The 16426-nt window shown below is 41.4% G+C and carries 15 protein-coding genes; 7 read left to right on the top strand and 8 right to left on the bottom strand.

Translation table 11 applies throughout. The annotated features are described in order from the left end of the window. The 6 genes from rbsD to ACQYAC_RS10780 all read right to left on the bottom strand — a co-directional run bounded on the left by rbsD (position 1) and on the right by ACQYAC_RS10780 (position 6069). Positions 1-393, bottom strand: coding sequence for a D-ribose pyranase (gene rbsD, locus ACQYAC_RS10805; protein WP_429943278.1), 393 nt, complete (start codon positions 391-393; stop codon positions 1-3). Beyond that, positions 390-1268 (bottom strand): ribokinase, encoded by an 879-nt coding sequence (rbsK, locus tag ACQYAC_RS10800; protein ID WP_429943277.1) that lies wholly within the window; start codon positions 1266-1268, stop codon positions 390-392. Before rbsK ends, rbsD begins: the two co-directional genes overlap by 4 nt. Beyond that, a complete protein-coding gene (locus tag ACQYAC_RS10795) occupies positions 1265-2251 on the bottom strand; it encodes a LacI family DNA-binding transcriptional regulator (RefSeq protein WP_058013518.1) in 987 nt (328 codons plus the stop codon). Before ACQYAC_RS10795 ends, rbsK begins: the two co-directional genes overlap by 4 nt. A 117-nt stretch (positions 2252-2368) precedes the next feature. Next, positions 2369-3511 (bottom strand): Ger(x)C family spore germination protein, encoded by a 1143-nt coding sequence (locus tag ACQYAC_RS10790; RefSeq protein WP_268497474.1) that lies wholly within the window; start codon positions 3509-3511, stop codon positions 2369-2371. Beyond that, positions 3501-4598, bottom strand: a complete 1098-nt coding sequence (locus ACQYAC_RS10785; protein WP_268497475.1) for a GerAB/ArcD/ProY family transporter — start codon at positions 4596-4598, stop codon at positions 3501-3503. The genes ACQYAC_RS10790 and ACQYAC_RS10785 overlap by 11 nt, the downstream gene beginning before the upstream one ends. Further along, on the bottom strand, positions 4588-6069 hold the full coding sequence (locus ACQYAC_RS10780; RefSeq protein ID WP_268497477.1) for a spore germination protein: 1482 nt from the start codon (positions 6067-6069) through the stop codon (positions 4588-4590). The genes ACQYAC_RS10785 and ACQYAC_RS10780 overlap by 11 nt, the downstream gene beginning before the upstream one ends. Before the next feature lie 746 nt (positions 6070-6815). Between ACQYAC_RS10780 and pgsB the strand changes: the two genes are divergently transcribed. From pgsB to ACQYAC_RS10755, 5 genes are all read left to right on the top strand, one after another. Beyond that, on the top strand, positions 6816-7997 hold the full coding sequence (gene pgsB / locus ACQYAC_RS10775; RefSeq protein ID WP_012011489.1) for a poly-gamma-glutamate synthase PgsB: 1182 nt from the start codon (positions 6816-6818) through the stop codon (positions 7995-7997). A gap of 15 nt (positions 7998-8012) precedes the next feature. Next, positions 8013-8462 carry a poly-gamma-glutamate biosynthesis protein PgsC gene (pgsC, locus tag ACQYAC_RS10770; RefSeq protein WP_012011488.1) on the top strand — a complete coding sequence of 150 codons (450 nt, stop codon included), beginning with the start codon at positions 8013-8015 and terminating at the stop codon, positions 8460-8462. 18 nt (positions 8463-8480) lie between these two features. After that, positions 8481-9647 carry a CapA family protein gene (locus ACQYAC_RS10765; protein WP_061409794.1) on the top strand — a complete coding sequence of 389 codons (1167 nt, stop codon included), beginning with the start codon at positions 8481-8483 and terminating at the stop codon, positions 9645-9647. Beyond that, positions 9644-9814, top strand: a complete 171-nt coding sequence (locus ACQYAC_RS10760; RefSeq protein ID WP_003213661.1) for a hypothetical protein — start codon at positions 9644-9646, stop codon at positions 9812-9814. Before ACQYAC_RS10765 ends, ACQYAC_RS10760 begins: the two co-directional genes overlap by 4 nt. A 106-nt stretch (positions 9815-9920) precedes the next feature. Further along, positions 9921-11144, top strand: a complete 1224-nt coding sequence (locus ACQYAC_RS10755) for a C40 family peptidase (protein WP_429943276.1) — start codon at positions 9921-9923, stop codon at positions 11142-11144. A 56-nt stretch (positions 11145-11200) separates the two neighbouring features. Here ACQYAC_RS10755 and ACQYAC_RS10750 read toward each other — a convergent pair whose 3' ends face one another. Both ACQYAC_RS10750 and ACQYAC_RS10745 read right to left on the bottom strand, forming a co-directional pair. Then, a complete protein-coding gene (locus ACQYAC_RS10750) occupies positions 11201-12082 on the bottom strand; it encodes a Cof-type HAD-IIB family hydrolase (RefSeq protein WP_429943275.1) in 882 nt (293 codons plus the stop codon). A 198-nt stretch (positions 12083-12280) separates the two neighbouring features. After that, on the bottom strand, positions 12281-13246 hold the full coding sequence (locus ACQYAC_RS10745; protein ID WP_003212964.1) for an LCP family protein: 966 nt from the start codon (positions 13244-13246) through the stop codon (positions 12281-12283). A gap of 271 nt (positions 13247-13517) precedes the next feature. On the opposite strand from ACQYAC_RS10745, the gene ACQYAC_RS10740 reads away from it, so the two are divergent. Next, positions 13518-14882: a sugar porter family MFS transporter gene (locus ACQYAC_RS10740; RefSeq protein WP_144461686.1), complete on the top strand. Its 1365-nt coding sequence runs from the start codon at positions 13518-13520 to the stop codon at positions 14880-14882. A gap of 137 nt (positions 14883-15019) precedes the next feature. Then, a complete protein-coding gene (locus ACQYAC_RS10735) occupies positions 15020-16417 on the top strand; it encodes a glycosyltransferase (protein ID WP_429943274.1) in 1398 nt (465 codons plus the stop codon). Positions 16418-16426: the final 9 nt, after the last annotated feature.

Here is a 16426-nt window from a genome sequence, read left to right as displayed (position 1 = left end):
TTAAAAGATGACACCGGCATGAAGAATGCAGTTTGCGTATGGGGTGGCTTCACCCGTGCGAATGACTGCTTTTGCCTGTTTGGTCATGTCTTTGAACGTCTCGTGGTCTACATCATGTAATGATTTTGAGAACGCTTTCTTTAGAAATAGATGATCTCGCTCATTGGCTTCTTTGATTTCACTAGCCACAGTAATATGTTCAACCGCCATTTCTTGAAGAAGGAGGGAGGTGACCTCCTGAAAGGACGGTGTGCCGATCGCTAACGCCAGGTCGATTTTGACTGGACCATCTGGAATAGGCAGTCCGCAGTCTGCGATGACGATTGTATCTGTATGACCAAGGTCAGCAAGTACCTTGGCGATATGACTGTTTAAGATGCCGTTTTTTTTCATTTCTTTCTCTCCAGTTCTTCTCTTGTTGGCATGCCGCCTTGTGCGCCAAACTTTGTAACAGAGATAGATGCGGCTAAGTTGGCAAAGGCCAGTGCGTCGTATAGGGGTTTTCCCTCTGTTAGTGCTACAGCTAGAGCACCGTTAAAAGTATCACCAGCGCCTGTAGTGTCGACGGCTTTCACAGGGGAGCCCGGCACCAACACTTCTTTTATTCCGTCAAAGTAACGAACACCATTTTTTCCTTCTGTAATGAGTAATTTGTTTGGATATTGGCGCAAAGCTTCTGCTATGGTGAGTCCATCAAACATAAGAGCTGCTTCGTGTTCGTTTGGAGTAATATAGGCAGCTTGATCTAATATTTGCTGAGAAACTTGACGAGCTGGTGCGGGATTTAAGATGACCGGAATCCCTTTCTCGCTGCAAATGGTGCAGACGGCTTCGACTGTTTCTTCAGGAATTTCTTGCTGAATGAGGACCATTCCAATATCTTCAATAGAAGAAAGAGCATCTGTTACATAGTGAGGTGTCACCTCATTGTTTGCCCCTTTGACCACAACAATGCTGTTATCACCTTCTGCTAAAATGATATGAGCCGTTCCGCTTTCCATTTCGGTAACCGGTTTCATATATGAGGTGCGGACCTCTTGACCTTGCAGATTGCTGAGAATATCTTGGCCATAAGCGTCATCACCGACCCGGCCGACCATGTATACATCAGCACCGAGTCTGGCACTGGCGACTGCTTGATTGGCGCCTTTTCCGCCTGGTACGGTTTTAAATGATTCGCCTAATACTGTTTCACCGGCATTTGGTCGTTTGTTCGAAGTGACGACTAAATCCATAGAACAGCTTCCTACTACAACAATATGACTCATTGTGAATCCACCTTTCTTGTGGTCTCTCGTTCAATAAAAGAGACGGGCATTTGGATAACTGGTTGATCTATAGGCTGTTTCTGAATCGCTTTGATTAACAGCTGTGCCGCTTCTTTTCCCATCTCATAGGCTGGCTGCCTAATTGTCGATAGCGAAGGGAAGAGAAGCTCGCTTTGGGGAATATCGTCAAACCCAATGATTTGAACATCCTCTGGAACGGCTTTTCCAATCCGAAGTGCTTCGTGTATGACCGCTGTTGCGACAATGTCATTACTCGCAATGATGCCATCTGTTTCAGGGTACAGCTGGAATAGAGCCTTGGCACTTTTACGGGCTTCTTGAAAAGAAAACGAAGCGTTAGACATCACATGGAAGTCGACGCCTTTTTCGGTTAGTACATCGAGTGCACCCTTGAATCGCTGCCGCGCTGTTTGAAGGTGGGCAGGTCCTTTCAGCAGTGTGATCTGCCGGCTGCCGCGCCTGATTAATTCCATTGCGGCCATTTTCCCGCCAGTTGCAGCATCTGCAGATACAGAAGGTGCATGTGGAACGGTTCGATCTAAGAACACAACCGGCAATTCATCATCATTGTATATATCTGATTCGGGTTCGTTTGTGACAGCGATGACACCGACCACTTGATTTTGTTTAAAGGTTTGTAAATAAGCCAATTCCTTTTCTCGATCTTCATCACTGTTTCCGAATAACAACCGAAAACCTTGCGCATGAATCTCATCCTCTACGCCTCTAGCAAGCTGAGGAAAGAAGGGATTTGTGATATCAGGCAAGATCAAACCGATTAAGCGGGATTCTCTTTTGAAAAGGGATCTAGCCACTTCATTGGGAAAGTAGTTCAGCTCCTGCATCGCTTGTGTCACGCGGGTTTTCGTATCTGAATGGACATATCCAGTATCGTTCAGTACGCGAGACACAGTGGCAACAGACACTTGTGCAGCTTTTGCAACATCTTTAATTGTAGCCAATGGAGTGCCTCCCTTCGTGGATGTGTAACCGTTTACACAAATAGATTATCATGAAAGCTTTTAAATGACAATCTTAAAAAAATAAAAAAAGAAAAGAAAGATGACTTCTTCCTTTTCTTAACTAATAATCCCTGTTTGTGTAATATTGACTTTGACTTTTGGGATGATTTTTACATTTGGATATTCGGTAACCCAATTCATTTTCATATATTCATCATAGTGTTTTACCCGATATTTTCTCCCTAGGCTGAGTACATCAGAGTTAGCTTCTTGCAGAACAGATACCACTTTTTCTGCTTCTTTTGTAAAAATTTCAGAAAGCCTTTTGTTGAGCATTTCAATTTTTTTATCTGTGTCTAGATTATCTTTCGGGTATTCAAGGACAGAGGTCGTAAATTCATACTCAAGAGAAAAGGTTAAGTTTCGATGGTCAGGATTGACAATGTTGATGTCTCTATTTGAATCTGTCACTTGAATGGTGATGTAATTGTTCTCCTTTGATTTCATATCACTTCTTACTTTTTTAGTGAAGTTTGCATAATTGCCCATTTTCTCGTCCATGACAGTGAGAAGAATGGCATCTTGTCCGTACAGCTCACCTTTCTTTTTCTCATTATCAAATAAGGCGACGCCTTTTACACTCGTTAGTTTTTTCTCTTGATCATAGTGAAGTAACGGCAGTGTGAAATCCTCTCCAGTTTGCAGCATTTTGGAACGAATGCTTTGAATGTTTTTCGGTGCTACTTGGGAGGACCGAGATGCAGTGGTGATGAGGTTGTTTAAATAATCGCTCACAATGAGCTTCTCCTTGAGGAGCTGATTGATTAATTCCACACAGCTTCCCCCTTGTACCACTGCAAGATTTGCGAGCAAAGGACTTTTTGGATCTCGATAAAACATATCTAAGTAAGGAAGAATCTGATTTTGAGCAAATTCATCACCAATGAGCATGACCCGCATTTTTGACATATCAATTTTTTGATCGACAATTCGGCTGAAGTTGGTTCTTGCTTTTCTTAATGTAGGGGCTTCCGTTGTGAGAACAGTGGTTAAATAGCTGCCTGAATTTCCTTGCTCCATGCTTTGAGACTGCTGGACTTTACGATAGGTGATAGAGAATTTCGCATTGTCGACCTCACCTTGATCAACCGCAGACGTTAACACAAGAGAGATGTTTTTTAATAAGTTTTGATCCCAGCAGCCAGGCATGAATATGAGAGACACACACATGAGGAGCGTCAGCAAAAACTTATGACGCATGTGATTTCACCTTCCCTTTGCGATGTTTGATAAAGATGATGATGGCCATAATGATCGGAAGTGTGTAAATTACTGAGATCTGTGCAATGGTCGTAAATTCGTTAAAGCGCTGTATTCTAAAGTTATCGTTTGCGAGGAAACAGCAAGCCGCGTAAATAAAAATAGCAAAATAATAGACATATTTTTTATGATCTTTTTTCTTAAGAAGGCTCGCTAGGCCATTGGCACAGAAGTAAAGGTAATTGCTGAGTGTGGCAAGAATAACAAACACCCAGAAACTAAGAAAAATTAAATCTGTTCGTTCAATTATTCCGAATGTAATGGTCTTTAATAGATAAAGCACAGGATTTGGAATAATATCAAGCTCAATCGGGCTGAAGAACATAAAACAAATCAATGTAATAAATAGGTAGAAAAGTGTCGTGCATATATTTGAAATGGTCATGACTTTATACCGTTCTTTGATGGTGCCTTTCATGAAAGGAGAGATGATGAGAATCATCTCAAAGCCGTTCATTGAGAGTACCACATCTTTCAATCCAAGCTGAAACTGAGACAGGTCCGTCTGGAAGAAAGGCATGAGGTAGTCAATATTGGTTCCTTTTAATGAATAGAACATGAGTAAAGACAGCATGAGCAAAAAGGGAGTCAAGATAAAGTTAAATCTGACGATCGCTGTGATTTTTTCTTTTGCAATATAGATAATAGAGATCATCAGCAATAAATTAATGACCCAGTTTGGCGTAAGTGGCAGTACCCATATTCCGAGTATTCTTGTGAAAATCGACAGAACCACAATACAGACCGAGGCAAAATATATAGTATACAGCCCGATCAAAATTCGTCCTATCCATTTCCCATAGACTTTGGTTAATGCTTGGAAGAACGATATGTCAGGATATTTCTGAATGATGTAAATGAATATGGTATTGATGATTTGAATAAATACGCCGGCTAAGATGATGGCCATCCACCCATCGTGCCCCATATCCTTCATCAGCAGATGAGGAAGCCCTAAAATCCCTACACCAATTTGAGATTGAATGAGAAAAAAGACCGCTTGAGATGGAGATATTTTATTTTTCATTTTTCTTTTCCCATCCTCTCAATTGTTCAATTTGTTTTTTCCTTTGCGGATTTAAATAAACAGGACGCTGTTTGTACATCCACATAGGTAGTCGAATGACGGTGTCCTTTAAATCCTGCCAGTTAAAAGGTGTAACAGGTGATAAGTACGGTACACCTAATGATTCTAGGCGGCATAAATTCATGAGGACGATGGCAAGGCCAAATGAAATGCCGATAAATCCAAACATTGAAGCCATGAACATGAGCGGAAAACGCAGCATCCTGATGGTAGACGTCATTTCAAATGAAGGGAGGACAAAGGAAGCAACGGCAGTCACGGCAACGACAACGATAAGGACATTCGAGATGAGTCCTGCTTGTACTACCGCATCCCCAATGACCAAACCGCCTACGATCCCAATGGTCTGCCCGATGGGTTTTGGCAGACGCACCCCAGCTTCCCGTATGAGTTCAATGGTAATTTCCATCAGCATGGCTTCTATTAAAGGAGGGAAGGGAATCCCAATAATAGAGTTCTTCATCGTAATAGCGAGTTCATCAGGAACCACCTCATAATGAAACCCAATCACGGCGATATAAAAAGATGGCAGTATGACTGCGATGATACAGGAGAGATAACGCAAAACACGGATAAATGTAGCTGGAATCCAGCGGCTATTATAATCATCTGGCGACTGAAAAAAACTAAAGAATGTGATAGGAAGAATAATGGCCATCGGACTGCCATCCATCAATACAACAATTCTGCCTTCAAGGATGGCAGATCTGACTTTGTCAGGACGTTCTGTATCAATCAGCTGCGGAAAAATAGAAAATGAATCATCCTCAATTGCTTCAACGATAGACCCAGGGCTGAGCAGTGTGTCTACTTTAATAGAAGAAATACGTCTGTTCACTTCTTCTACCTTTTCTGGATTGGCAATATCAGAAATATAAATTGTAGCAAGCTTTGTTTCTGATTTTGTACCGACCTTATGGTACTGAATGGCGAGCTTCCGATCATTTAAGTGAGAACGCAGCAAATATAAATTCGTATCTAAGCTTTCCACAAATCCATCATGAGCACCCGCGATGATGCTTTCTGAAGAAGGCTCAGAAATAGAGCGCAGCGGAGGCTGCCCAACGGTAAATAATTTGATCTGTGAGGCATTTTCTTCAAGAAAGGCAATGCTTCCTGCAATGATACTGTCTGTAATCAGTGTCAAGTCACCAGTTTCGAGTGTGCTAAGAGACTTTGTATAATCCTGCTTTCCAGGAGGGCCTAACAAGTTCCCGATAATGAAATTATTTAATTTACCTTCATCTACCCTTGTTTTAACAAAAAACAAGACAGATTTCGTTTCATTCACCATTAACTCCCGGTATTCAAAATCCCCGCTTTGCTGAAATGTCTTTTTTAGAATCCGGATTTTTTCCTCGAAGCTGCCTGATAAAAAATGCAAGCGTGTTTGCTCATTGGCGTTTGGCATCTTTAGCCTCCTCTCACAGTTTTTTAACCATAGTGTGAGCGGACAGGCTTATTTTATTCGTCACCTTAGTTGAAAGCATGACATAAGATGACAACTTTCAACTAAAATCATATTAAAAATGTTAAGAAATGATGAATCTTGATAAAAACAAATGAATAATGTTTCATTGTTTAGGTCATAAGGATCGAATATCGTAATGAGAAGGCATTTCGAAATGATCAATAGTTTACATTTTATCCCAATTTTTCGTGACCTGAAAATAAGCATATGACTTGATTTTTTTAGAGATGACCTTTGTCATAGGTCAACACGTAGCATTCTGAGCGATGAGGATGACTTTCTAACCTGTTCCTTCAAAAATCGAAAACATTCCAAAACACGCACTATTCATTTAAAGCGCTGATATGACTGATGTTATAGAGTTTAAAAGGCTTTAAAACATTGATTCGAAATACATCTTAATAATTGTCAAAAAATTTAGGGAGAAAAGGACAAAAGATTTTTCGATGCTTGATGGTAACGCTTACTCTTGATTGAAGGCGAAATTCAAGCTGATTTTTGTCCGTCTTTTGGCCTTTTCATTTAAAGAGGAGCTAGGTCAATACACCTTCTGATTAGAGGAATTTGGCATACGAGGAAGTGAAAGATTATGTTACATAATACCGATTGTGATTTTATGCTGAACCTATATACTGATGATTGAATTTACATATCACACTCATAAAAAAAGGAGATGTAGATAAGCGATGTGGTTAATCGTTATAGCCTGTGTCATCATGTTAGGGATTGGCTTTATTGAAAAGAAGCGTCACCAGAAAAATATCGATGCCCTACCGGTGCGCGTCAATATTAATGGTATTCGCGGAAAGTCTACCGTTACAAGATTGACAACCGGTATCTTAATGGAGGCAGGTTATAAAACTGTCGGCAAAACAACGGGAACAGATGCAAGAATGATTTATTGGGATACGCCAGAGGAGAAACCGATTAAAAGGAAACCGCAAGGACCGAATATCGGTGAGCAGAAGGAAGTTATGAGAGAAACCGTTGAAAGAGGAGCAAATGCCATCGTCAGTGAATGTATGGCGGTAAATCCAGATTACCAAATAATCTTTCAAGAAGAGCTGCTTCAAGCGAATATTGGCGTGATCGTAAACGTTCTTGAAGATCATATGGACGTCATGGGGCCGACACTTGATGAAATAGCAGAAGCCTTTACAGCGACAATTCCTTACAATGGACACTTGGTTATTACGGATAGTGAATATACGGATTTCTTTAAAGAGATTGCGAAAAAACGCAATACAGAAGTCATTGTTGCAGATAATTCCAAGATTTCTGATGAGTATTTACGGAAATTTGAGTACATGGTCTTCCCAGATAATGCCTCACTTGCACTTGGTGTTGCACAGGCATTGGGAATTGATGAAGATACGGCATTCCGAGGAATGTTAAATGCGCCGCCTGATCCAGGAGCGATGAGAATTCTTCCATTAATGGATGCGAAAACGCCTGGACACTTTGTAAATGGTTTTGCGGCAAATGACGCATCATCTACATTGAACATTTGGAAGCGTGTAAAAGAAATTGGATATCCAACAGATGAACCGATTATTATCATGAACTGCCGTGCGGATCGTGTAGATCGAACGATCCAGTTTGCGGAGGATGTACTTCCTTATATTGAAGCAAGTGATCTCGTCTTAATTGGTGAAACAACAGATCCAATTGTAAAAGCATATGAGGATGGAAAAATCCCGGCTGACCACTTACACAACCTTGAATATCAATCTACAGAAGAAATTATGAACATGCTTGAGAAAAAGCTTCATAATCGAGTGGTTTATGGAGTCGGCAATATTCATGGTGCCGCTGAACCGTTAATCGAAAAAATTCAAGAATACAAAATTAAGCAGCTTGTCAGCTAGGAGGAAATATAGAAAATGTTCGGATCAGATCTTTATATCTCGTTAATTTTAGGTGTTCTACTTAGTTTAATCTTTGCAGAAAAAACAGGAATCGTACCAGCTGGACTTGTTGTACCAGGTTATCTAGCGCTTGTATTTAACCAGCCAGTTTTCATTTTAGTTGTCTTATCTGTCAGTTTGCTTACGTATGTCATCGTTCGCTTTGGTCTATCAAAATTTATGATTTTATACGGACGCAGAAAGTTTGCTGCGATGCTGATTACAGGGATTGCCTTAAAGCTGGTCTTTGATTTCTTCTATCCAGTGGTCCCATTTGAAATAGCAGAATTCCGCGGAATCGGTATTATCGTTCCTGGATTGATTGCAAATACGATTCAAAAGCAAGGTCTTACAATTACCCTTGGAAGCACATTACTTCTAAGTGGTGCAACATTTGCCATCATGTATGTTTACTATCTATTTTAAGATAAGGTGTGTCCAATGATGAATAAAAAATTGAGCTTTCAGGAAAAGCTGCTGAAAATCACAAAGAGCCAAAAGAAAAAAACGAATAAACACGTGCTGATTGCTTTACCGATCGTCATTGCTTGTACATTTCTATTTACGTTTATCGGGCAAGCAAAAGTGCCAACTGTACAAAAGAACCCAGAAAACATCCTGACCGCTTCGTTTGTCGGTGACATTATGTTTGGAAGAAACGTAGAGAAAGTAACAGACCGTTATGGAAAACAGCATCTCTTCCGCTATGCCAAACCATACTTTGATGTGTCAGATTATGTGACTGGTAACTTTGAGCATCCAGTCGCATCAGATCAAGAACAAGCGGCGCAAAAGAATATTCATTTAAAAACAGATGAGGATTCTGTCAAAGCGTTGAAAGATTTGAATTTCTCTGTATTAAACTTTGCGAATAACCATGCGGCAGACTATGGTGAAAAAGGGCTAAACAAAACGATTGATGCCTTTGATCAAGCTGGCATGGATTATACAGGCGCAGGCCGTAATCTTCAGGATGCGAAGCAGAACATTTCGTATAAAGAAGTAAATGGTGTCAAAATCGCTACACTTGGTTTTACAGATGTGTATGGGAAAGATTTTAAAGCAACGAATCGCCAGGCAGGTATCTTGCCAGCCGATCCATCTATCTTTATTCCGATGATTTCGCAGGCTGCTGAAAAGGCAGATATCGTCGTTGTTCATGCTCACTGGGGACAGGAGTACAACAATGAGGTAAACGATAGACAAAGAGAATTGGCAAGAGCGATGTCAAAGGCTGGTGCTGATGTCATTATCGGTGCTCATCCGCACGTTCTTGAGCCAATGGAAGTCTATAACGGTACGGCGATCTTCTATAGCTTAGGAAACTTTATTTTTGACCAAGGCTGGTCAAGAACACGTGATTCTGCACTTGTTCAGTATCATCTGAATGAAGATGGAAAAGCGACATTTGAAGTTGTCCCAATGTACATCAAAGAAGCAACGCCTGCTCCGGTTAAAGCAGGATCATTTGAATCAAAATCCATTATCCGTATGCTGACAAATGGTACGAATGCGGATTGGAAAGAAAAAGACGGACACATTTTCTTTGAAGTAGATCACGCTGATAAAGTTAAACACTTAAAAGAAAACGGAGGGAAAGAGAAGAAATGAAATTTCTAAAAGCAAGCTGGCCGTTTGTTGCGTTAATTTTAGTCTTTGTCTTTATGTCTGCTTTTAAATTTAGTGACAGCCTCACAGATCATGAAAAACAAAAGATCTCGGTTGAAATGCAGAAAATTGAACAACAAAAACAGTCAAAAACGGAAGCAAGTAAATAACTCTAACGAGCATAGAGGGCACGCATTGCGTGCTCTTTTTTGTCGAAAAAAGGTGTAAAATGTTAGGTGTCATGCCGAAACTATAGAAGAAAGGAGGGGAAAGATCATGAAATGGAAAGAAATATTGATTGGTGGATGCGCGCTCGCAGGGCTGATGTTCATGGCTCAATCAGAAGTATCTGCTCAAACAGTGTCTCCTTTGCAGCAAGCGGAAAAGTTGATTGGAACACCATATCATAAAGGAGGAACCGATCCAAAAACGGGCTTTGACGCATCAGGGTTTACGCAATATGTGTACAAGACATCAGGTGCATTTGATTTGCCGCGGAAGGTGATCGACCAGTATCAGATTGGAAAAAAGGTATCATGGGATAAAGCCCAGCCCGGTGACCTTGTATATTTTCGCAGCCTTGAAGAAACAAAGGATATCCCGACACATGTAGCGTTGTACGCTGGTAACGATCAGGTCATCCACATCACGCTTAGTCAAGGTGTGGTGAAAACAGACGTCAGCAAAAGCAAATACTGGACGGACCGATTTTATGCAGTCAAACGACTTCCCGGCACACCGGAAATCTCGGATAATCGTCTTGTGCAAGATGCAATGAAATATTTAGGTATTCCTTATGTATTTGGTGCAGCAGACCCTAAGATTGGCTTTGATTGTTCAGGCTTTTTACAATATGTATTTGAAAAATCACTAGGGATTTATTTGCCTCGAAGTGCTGAACAGCAGTGGATGGTTGGAGAAAAAGTGGCATTAGATGATATACGTCCTGGGGATTTTGTCTTTTTTAGCAACACATATAAGCCAGGTATTTCTCATGTAGGGATGTATATTGGGGGCGACCGTTTTATTCATGCGAGCCGTTCGGAAAGTGTGACGATTTCTTATTTGTCTGAGTCTTATTGGCGCGAAAAATGGACAGGTGCGAAACGATTAACGGAGCTGAAATTAGCAAAAGAAGACCCGATTGTCTCAAAAGCCGCTACGTATATTGGTGAAGTTCCTTATGTTAAAGGTGGGACGAATCCAAAACAAGGCTTTGACACAGCAGGGTTCACACAGTATGTGTATCGTGAAGTGCTTGGTATGGAGCTGCCTCGCTATGCGTCAGGTCAAGTCAAGGCAGGTACGCCTGTGAAACGGTCGGAGCTGAAGCCGGGAGATCTCGTTTTCTTTAGAGGAACGTCATTGATGCCGGCGATTTATGCAGGGTCAAATCAAGTCATTCATGTGACCGTCTCAAATGGTGTCGTGCTTACGAATATGAAAACAAGTACGTACTGGAAGAATAAGTATGAGACAGCAGTTCGAATTAAAAAATAAAGAAAAAGCCCGATCAATGCTCGCATCGGACTTTTAGACTTCTCTCTAGGCGCTAATCACACAAGCGTCTTTTTTTCATGGAATTGATTTTGTAAAAGCAAATCAATAAAGTAAGCAACACCGTCTTCATGATTGCCTTTTGTCATATAAGTGCTCTTTTCTTTAATGACATCGACTGCATTCCCCATAGCAATGCGGTGGCCTGCTTCCTCAAACATGGATAGATCGTTGGGGCTGTCACCGATCGCATAAATATGTGAGCGGTCTACACCATAATGAGCTGCGAGTTTTTTGAGAGCATGTCCTTTCCCAGACTCTTTTGGAAGTACCTCAATGATATGTTTTCCAGAAGAGGTCAATGAAAGCTCAGGCATTTCCGCGAGGAGATTTCGTGCTTCCTGTAGTTTGTTCATATCAAATGAGAAGCAGAGTAATTTATAGGTTGCTTCATTCGACTCAAAAATCTGGCGGATATCATCCACTGGTTTGATACCAAATTGTTTGAATTGAGTCATTGCCCCTTCCCATAAATCAGCTATATCCTCATTTGGATTCGCACTTTTGATCACATCAAATTCTGCTTTCAGCTTCTCTTTTCCATCAAAAGGAGAGAGGAGCGCATCGTCCGTGTAGACCTCAAAATAAATGTTTCGTTCTACTAATGCCCTAGCCGCTTGTTTTCCTGCTTCTTGGTCAAGTGTGATGCGGTTGAAAAGTTTGTAGCCTTCTGTATGAACGGTTCCGCCGTTTGCTGCAATAATAGGGATGTCCAAATCGCCAAGCAGTTCCTTCACATCAAAAGTCGCTCGCCCTGTACAGATGGTGACAATATATCCCGCTTCCTTCGCACGGATCAATGCTTCCCGGTTTTGAGCAGATATTTCACTTTTTGTATTTAAAAGTGTACCGTCTAAATCAATCGCAATCATTTTTTTCATCGCTGTCAAATCCTCCTTCATGCATGCAATCGCCTATTCAAAGTATGTACGATTTCCTTCATTCTCATGAGCAATACGATGCTTGATCCTATCTACAAGGCTAAACAAAAATGAACGAATGATCAAGGAAATAAGCCAAAGGGAGAAAATCTTCATCATTGTCAATAAGAAAAAGCGCCCCCTAGGGACGCTTTCTGTTTATGATAATTCAAGCTGCTTTTTCAATTCAGTCTTCACTTCGTTTAGCTGGTTTTGATCTAATTGGTAATAATAAACTCCGTTTGGCTGGTAATCAGAGCCTTTCAGCTGGATGGTATCTACCGATTTCAATGACGTCAGAAGCGGGAAAAGCCCGACTAGCTCTTTCATTGAAAGGTTGGTCGCGACATTATCACCAAGTGTATCAATGATATTGTCATATGACGGAATAGATGTTAACGATTTTGATTTATCAAAAATGGCTTTTAATACTTCCATTTGACGCTGTCCGCGCATTAAATCACTATCTGCTTTTCTTGTTCTCACATATGCGAGTGCTTGATCACCGTCTAGCGTATGAGTACCTGTTTGAAGCTGTACCTTGCCCTTTGTATCTTTTAGAACCTGTTTAACCACATATTCATCCTTGACGTTAATAGAGACCCCGTTTAGTTCATTGACGATCTCTTTAAATGCTTTGAAATTACTTTGGATCACAAAATCAACCGGAATATCTAGTAAATCTTCGACTGTACTTAAGGTTAAATCTGCACCGCCAAATGCGTGTGCATGTGTAATTTTGTCATAGCCATGCCCTGGAATATTCACGTATGAGTCCCTTGGAATGCTTAATAATTTCACAGTTTTATTTGTACGATTGACGGTTGCTAAGACCATCGCATCGCTTCGTGCTTGTTTCACTGTTTCACCCGGTCTGCTGTCAATGCCAAGCAACAAGACAGAAAAGCTGTCTTTCCCAGGATCAAATGCTTCAATCCGTTTGACAGATTGTGCGCCGCGATCTAAAGAGACTTGTGCTTTTTTTGCAGCGCTTGTCACTTTATAGTAGGCATAGCCTGTGACAGAAGCGGTTGTCAGTAAAAGAATACCGACTATAAATAGAGTGACTTTCACCCATGGTTTTAAACGCTTTTTTCCTTTGCGTTTGCTTCTTGATTGATCCATATATTTTAAACCCTCGCTATGATTTTTATAGTAAAGATGTCCTTCTTTTTGCTTACAAACTAAAACAAATATACCTTAAAACGGGATATAGTGCGACATTTTTTTCACTAACGCTTAATTGACGTATCCTTATCGTAAAAAGTTTCAATAATACGCAAATGAAATATATTTGTCATAAAACATCGAAATGTTTGAAGTGACAGAAAGTGAGGAAAATGATTTTTCATAGAGAAACATCCAGTACATACAGAACAAAAGAGGGGTTATGAACATGAAAAATCGGAATGGCTGGCTTTATTTCTTCGGCGCACTTGGCGGCGCCTTATACGGCTATGATACAGGTGTCATTTCTGGCGCCATCTTATTTATGAAAGAGGATTTAGGATTAAATGCATTTACAGAGGGACTTGTTGTCAGTTCGATTTTAATCGGAGCGATGCTCGGTTCCTCTTTATCTGGAAAGCTGACAGATCAATTTGGGCGGAAAAAAGCCATCATCGCCGCAGCGATTTTGTTTATTATCGGCGGATTTGGTACGGCTCTTGCCCCGAATACGGAAGTGATGGTCTTATTCCGAATTGTGCTAGGGCTTGCTGTCGGGTGCTCGACAACGATTGTTCCATTATATCTATCTGAACTTGCTCCAAAGGAATCGCGAGGAGCACTGTCCTCATTAAACCAACTCATGATCACATTTGGTATTCTACTCGCCTATATTGTGAATTACGCTTTAGCAGATGCAGAAGCATGGCGCCTCATGCTAGGAATTGCGGTTGTTCCTTCTGTGCTTTTATTATGTGGGATTCTATTTATGCCGGAAAGCCCCCGCTGGCTGTTTGTCCATGGACAGGCAGACCGTGCAAAAGAGATATTATCTAAACTGAGAAAGAGTAAGCAAGAAGTGGAAGAAGAAATTTCTGATATTCAGCAGGCGGAAAGTGAAGAAAAAGGCGGTTTTAAGGAATTATTTGAGCCATGGGTACGCCCAGCATTAATCGCTGGGGTCGGTCTTGCCTTTCTGCAGCAGTTTATCGGTACCAATACGATTATTTACTATGCACCAAAAACATTCACAAGCGTTGGCTTTGGTAATTCAGCGGCCATTTTAGGAACCGTTGGAATTGGGGCAGTGAATGTCGTCATGACGTTTGTGGCGATTAAAATCATTGACCGTGTAGGGCGTAAAGCGCTGCTCTTATTTGGGAATGCTGGCATGGTCTTAAGCTTAATTGTCCTGTCAGTGGTCAATCGATTTTTCGAGGGGTCAACAGCTGCAGGATGGACGACTATTATTTGTTTAGGGCTCTTTATCGTCATCTTTGCTGTCAGCTGGGGTCCTGTCGTTTGGGTCATGCTTCCTGAGCTGTTTCCGGTACATGTCCGAGGAATCGGTACAGGTGTCTCTACCTTCCTCCTTCATACAGGAAATTTAATCATCTCGCTTACATTCCCAACTTTACTAAGCGCGATGGGTATCAGTAATCTTTTCCTTATTTACGCGGTCATCGGCGTAGGCGCCTTCTTGTTTGTGAAATATATGGTGACTGAAACGAAAGGGAAAAGTCTTGAAGAAATTGAAGAAGATTTAAAAAAGAGAAACCGTGCCGTCGCAGGTGACGAAGGAAAAACGGTGTGAACAATGACCAGCTGCCCGTATGCAGCTGGTTTTTCTTTGTTAAACAAACGTTTAATCAAGAAAGGACAATCTCTCATCTTCTGAACGTGCTGCATATGACATACATATGGAACAGGCGGGCGAAAGGTGGAAATGAGATGAAAGGGAAAACGAGCATTGTCATCCTGACATACAATGAACTGCATTTAACGAAAAAATGTATCGACAGCATCAAGCAGTACACCCGAAGTGACCAATATGAACTCATCATCGTTGATAATGCGTCAACCGACGGGACAAAGGAATATGTGAGAGAGCTGAACGATGTGATTTTCATAGAAAATGAAGAAAATCGAGGCTTTGCAAAGGGCTGTAATCAAGGAGCAAAAAAAGCGGCAGGAGATAGCATTCTCTTTTTAAATAACGACACGATCGTCACGGAAAACTGGCTTTCTCCATTAAGAGAGGCGTTATTTGCATCAGAACGCATTGGGATGGTAGGACCAGTCTCCAATTATGTGAGCGGTCCTCAAATAGTCGAGCCAGCGTATACAGATGTGAAGGAGCTCCCGGGTTTTGCGAAGAATTATACGGCTGCGAAAAAAGGTCAGAGAACTTATGTACATCGGCTTGTGGGATTTTGTCTGCTTGTGAAAAGAGAGATCATTGAAGAGGTGGGGTTATTTGATGAGCGGTTCGTGTATGGATCATTTGAGGATGACGACCTTTGTTTGAGATCCTTACTGAAGGGATATCAGCTTCAAATCGTTCACGATTCATTTGTGCATCATCACGGTCATGCAACCTTTCGAGCGAATCAAGAAACGAACATCTCTACATTGTTTGCAGAGAACAGGCTTCGATTTTTAGATAAATGGGGCATTGATCTGAATCTTGTGACCCCTCATCCATACTTTGCGGCTCTGCTGCCTGAAGATGCTGCCTGTGTACTGGATGTGGGATGCGGCGCAGGGGCAACAGGGCTTGAACTAATGAATCGGCAGACTGTTGACATGTACGGCGTAGAGGCTGATCCATTAAAAGCAGCCATCGCAAAGGCATATTACAAAGAAGTCATTGAGGCTAAAGCAGATGAGTACCCGTGGTTAGAGAAAGAGGCTTTTTTTGATGCGGTCATTTTTTCGGATGTTTTAGAGCATGTGTCAGATCCTTGGCACATCATTGAACAAGCGCACGCATCTTTAAAACCGGGCGGTGTGATCATTTGCTGTCTGCCAAACATGATGCATGCGGAGGTGCTTCTCCCGTTAATGACTGGGGATTTTACGTATCAAGATGTAGGAATTTTAGACCGAGGTCACCTGAGGTTCTTCACACCAAACACCATGCGTGCGCTTTTCCCAGATCATTTGTTTGAACGGGTGATCGAGCAGAGGATCAATGTTCCGATTGATCAAAATGTCGAATTGTTTTTTGATGAGGTGGCGAGAGTAGGAGTGTCACTTGGCTTTCAAACAAAAGCGTTGACTGATCAAGTGACCTTGTATCAGCTTCTCATCGTCGTACGTAAAAAAGGCGGCTCCCCTTCGGGATAATCGCCTTTT

The sequence above is a fragment of the Bacillus sp. MM09(2025) genome (genome assembly GCF_050496725.1).
GTDB lineage: Bacteria > Bacillota > Bacilli > Bacillales > Bacillaceae > Bacillus > Bacillus pumilus.
The sequence above is the reverse complement of the archived record's forward strand: the minus strand, read 5'-3'. Positions and strand labels throughout refer to the sequence as shown.

Excerpts from the sequence above, each read along its gene's own strand:
- rbsD (WP_429943278.1), bottom strand. The coding sequence starts at position 393 with ATGAAAAAAAACGGCATCTTAAACAGTCATATCGCCAAGGTACTTGCT.
- rbsK (WP_429943277.1), bottom strand. The coding sequence starts at position 1,268 with ATGAGTCATATTGTTGTAGTAGGAAGCTGTTCTATGGATTTAGTCGTC.
- ACQYAC_RS10790 (WP_268497474.1), bottom strand. The coding sequence starts at position 3,511 with ATGCGTCATAAGTTTTTGCTGACGCTCCTCATGTGTGTGTCTCTCATA.
- ACQYAC_RS10785 (WP_268497475.1), bottom strand. The coding sequence starts at position 4,598 with ATGAAAAATAAAATATCTCCATCTCAAGCGGTCTTTTTTCTCATTCAA.
- ACQYAC_RS10780 (WP_268497477.1), bottom strand. The coding sequence starts at position 6,069 with ATGCCAAACGCCAATGAGCAAACACGCTTGCATTTTTTATCAGGCAGC.
- pgsB (WP_012011489.1), top strand. The coding sequence starts at position 6,816 with ATGTGGTTAATCGTTATAGCCTGTGTCATCATGTTAGGGATTGGCTTT.
- pgsC (WP_012011488.1), top strand. The coding sequence starts at position 8,013 with ATGTTCGGATCAGATCTTTATATCTCGTTAATTTTAGGTGTTCTACTT.
- ACQYAC_RS10765 (WP_061409794.1), top strand. The coding sequence starts at position 8,481 with ATGAATAAAAAATTGAGCTTTCAGGAAAAGCTGCTGAAAATCACAAAG.
- ACQYAC_RS10760 (WP_003213661.1), top strand. The coding sequence starts at position 9,644 with ATGAAATTTCTAAAAGCAAGCTGGCCGTTTGTTGCGTTAATTTTAGTC.
- ACQYAC_RS10755 (WP_429943276.1), top strand. The coding sequence starts at position 9,921 with ATGAAATGGAAAGAAATATTGATTGGTGGATGCGCGCTCGCAGGGCTG.
- ACQYAC_RS10750 (WP_429943275.1), bottom strand. The coding sequence starts at position 12,082 with ATGAAAAAAATGATTGCGATTGATTTAGACGGTACACTTTTAAATACA.
- ACQYAC_RS10745 (WP_003212964.1), bottom strand. The coding sequence starts at position 13,246 with ATGGATCAATCAAGAAGCAAACGCAAAGGAAAAAAGCGTTTAAAACCA.
- ACQYAC_RS10740 (WP_144461686.1), top strand. The coding sequence starts at position 13,518 with ATGAAAAATCGGAATGGCTGGCTTTATTTCTTCGGCGCACTTGGCGGC.
- ACQYAC_RS10735 (WP_429943274.1), top strand. The coding sequence starts at position 15,020 with ATGAAAGGGAAAACGAGCATTGTCATCCTGACATACAATGAACTGCAT.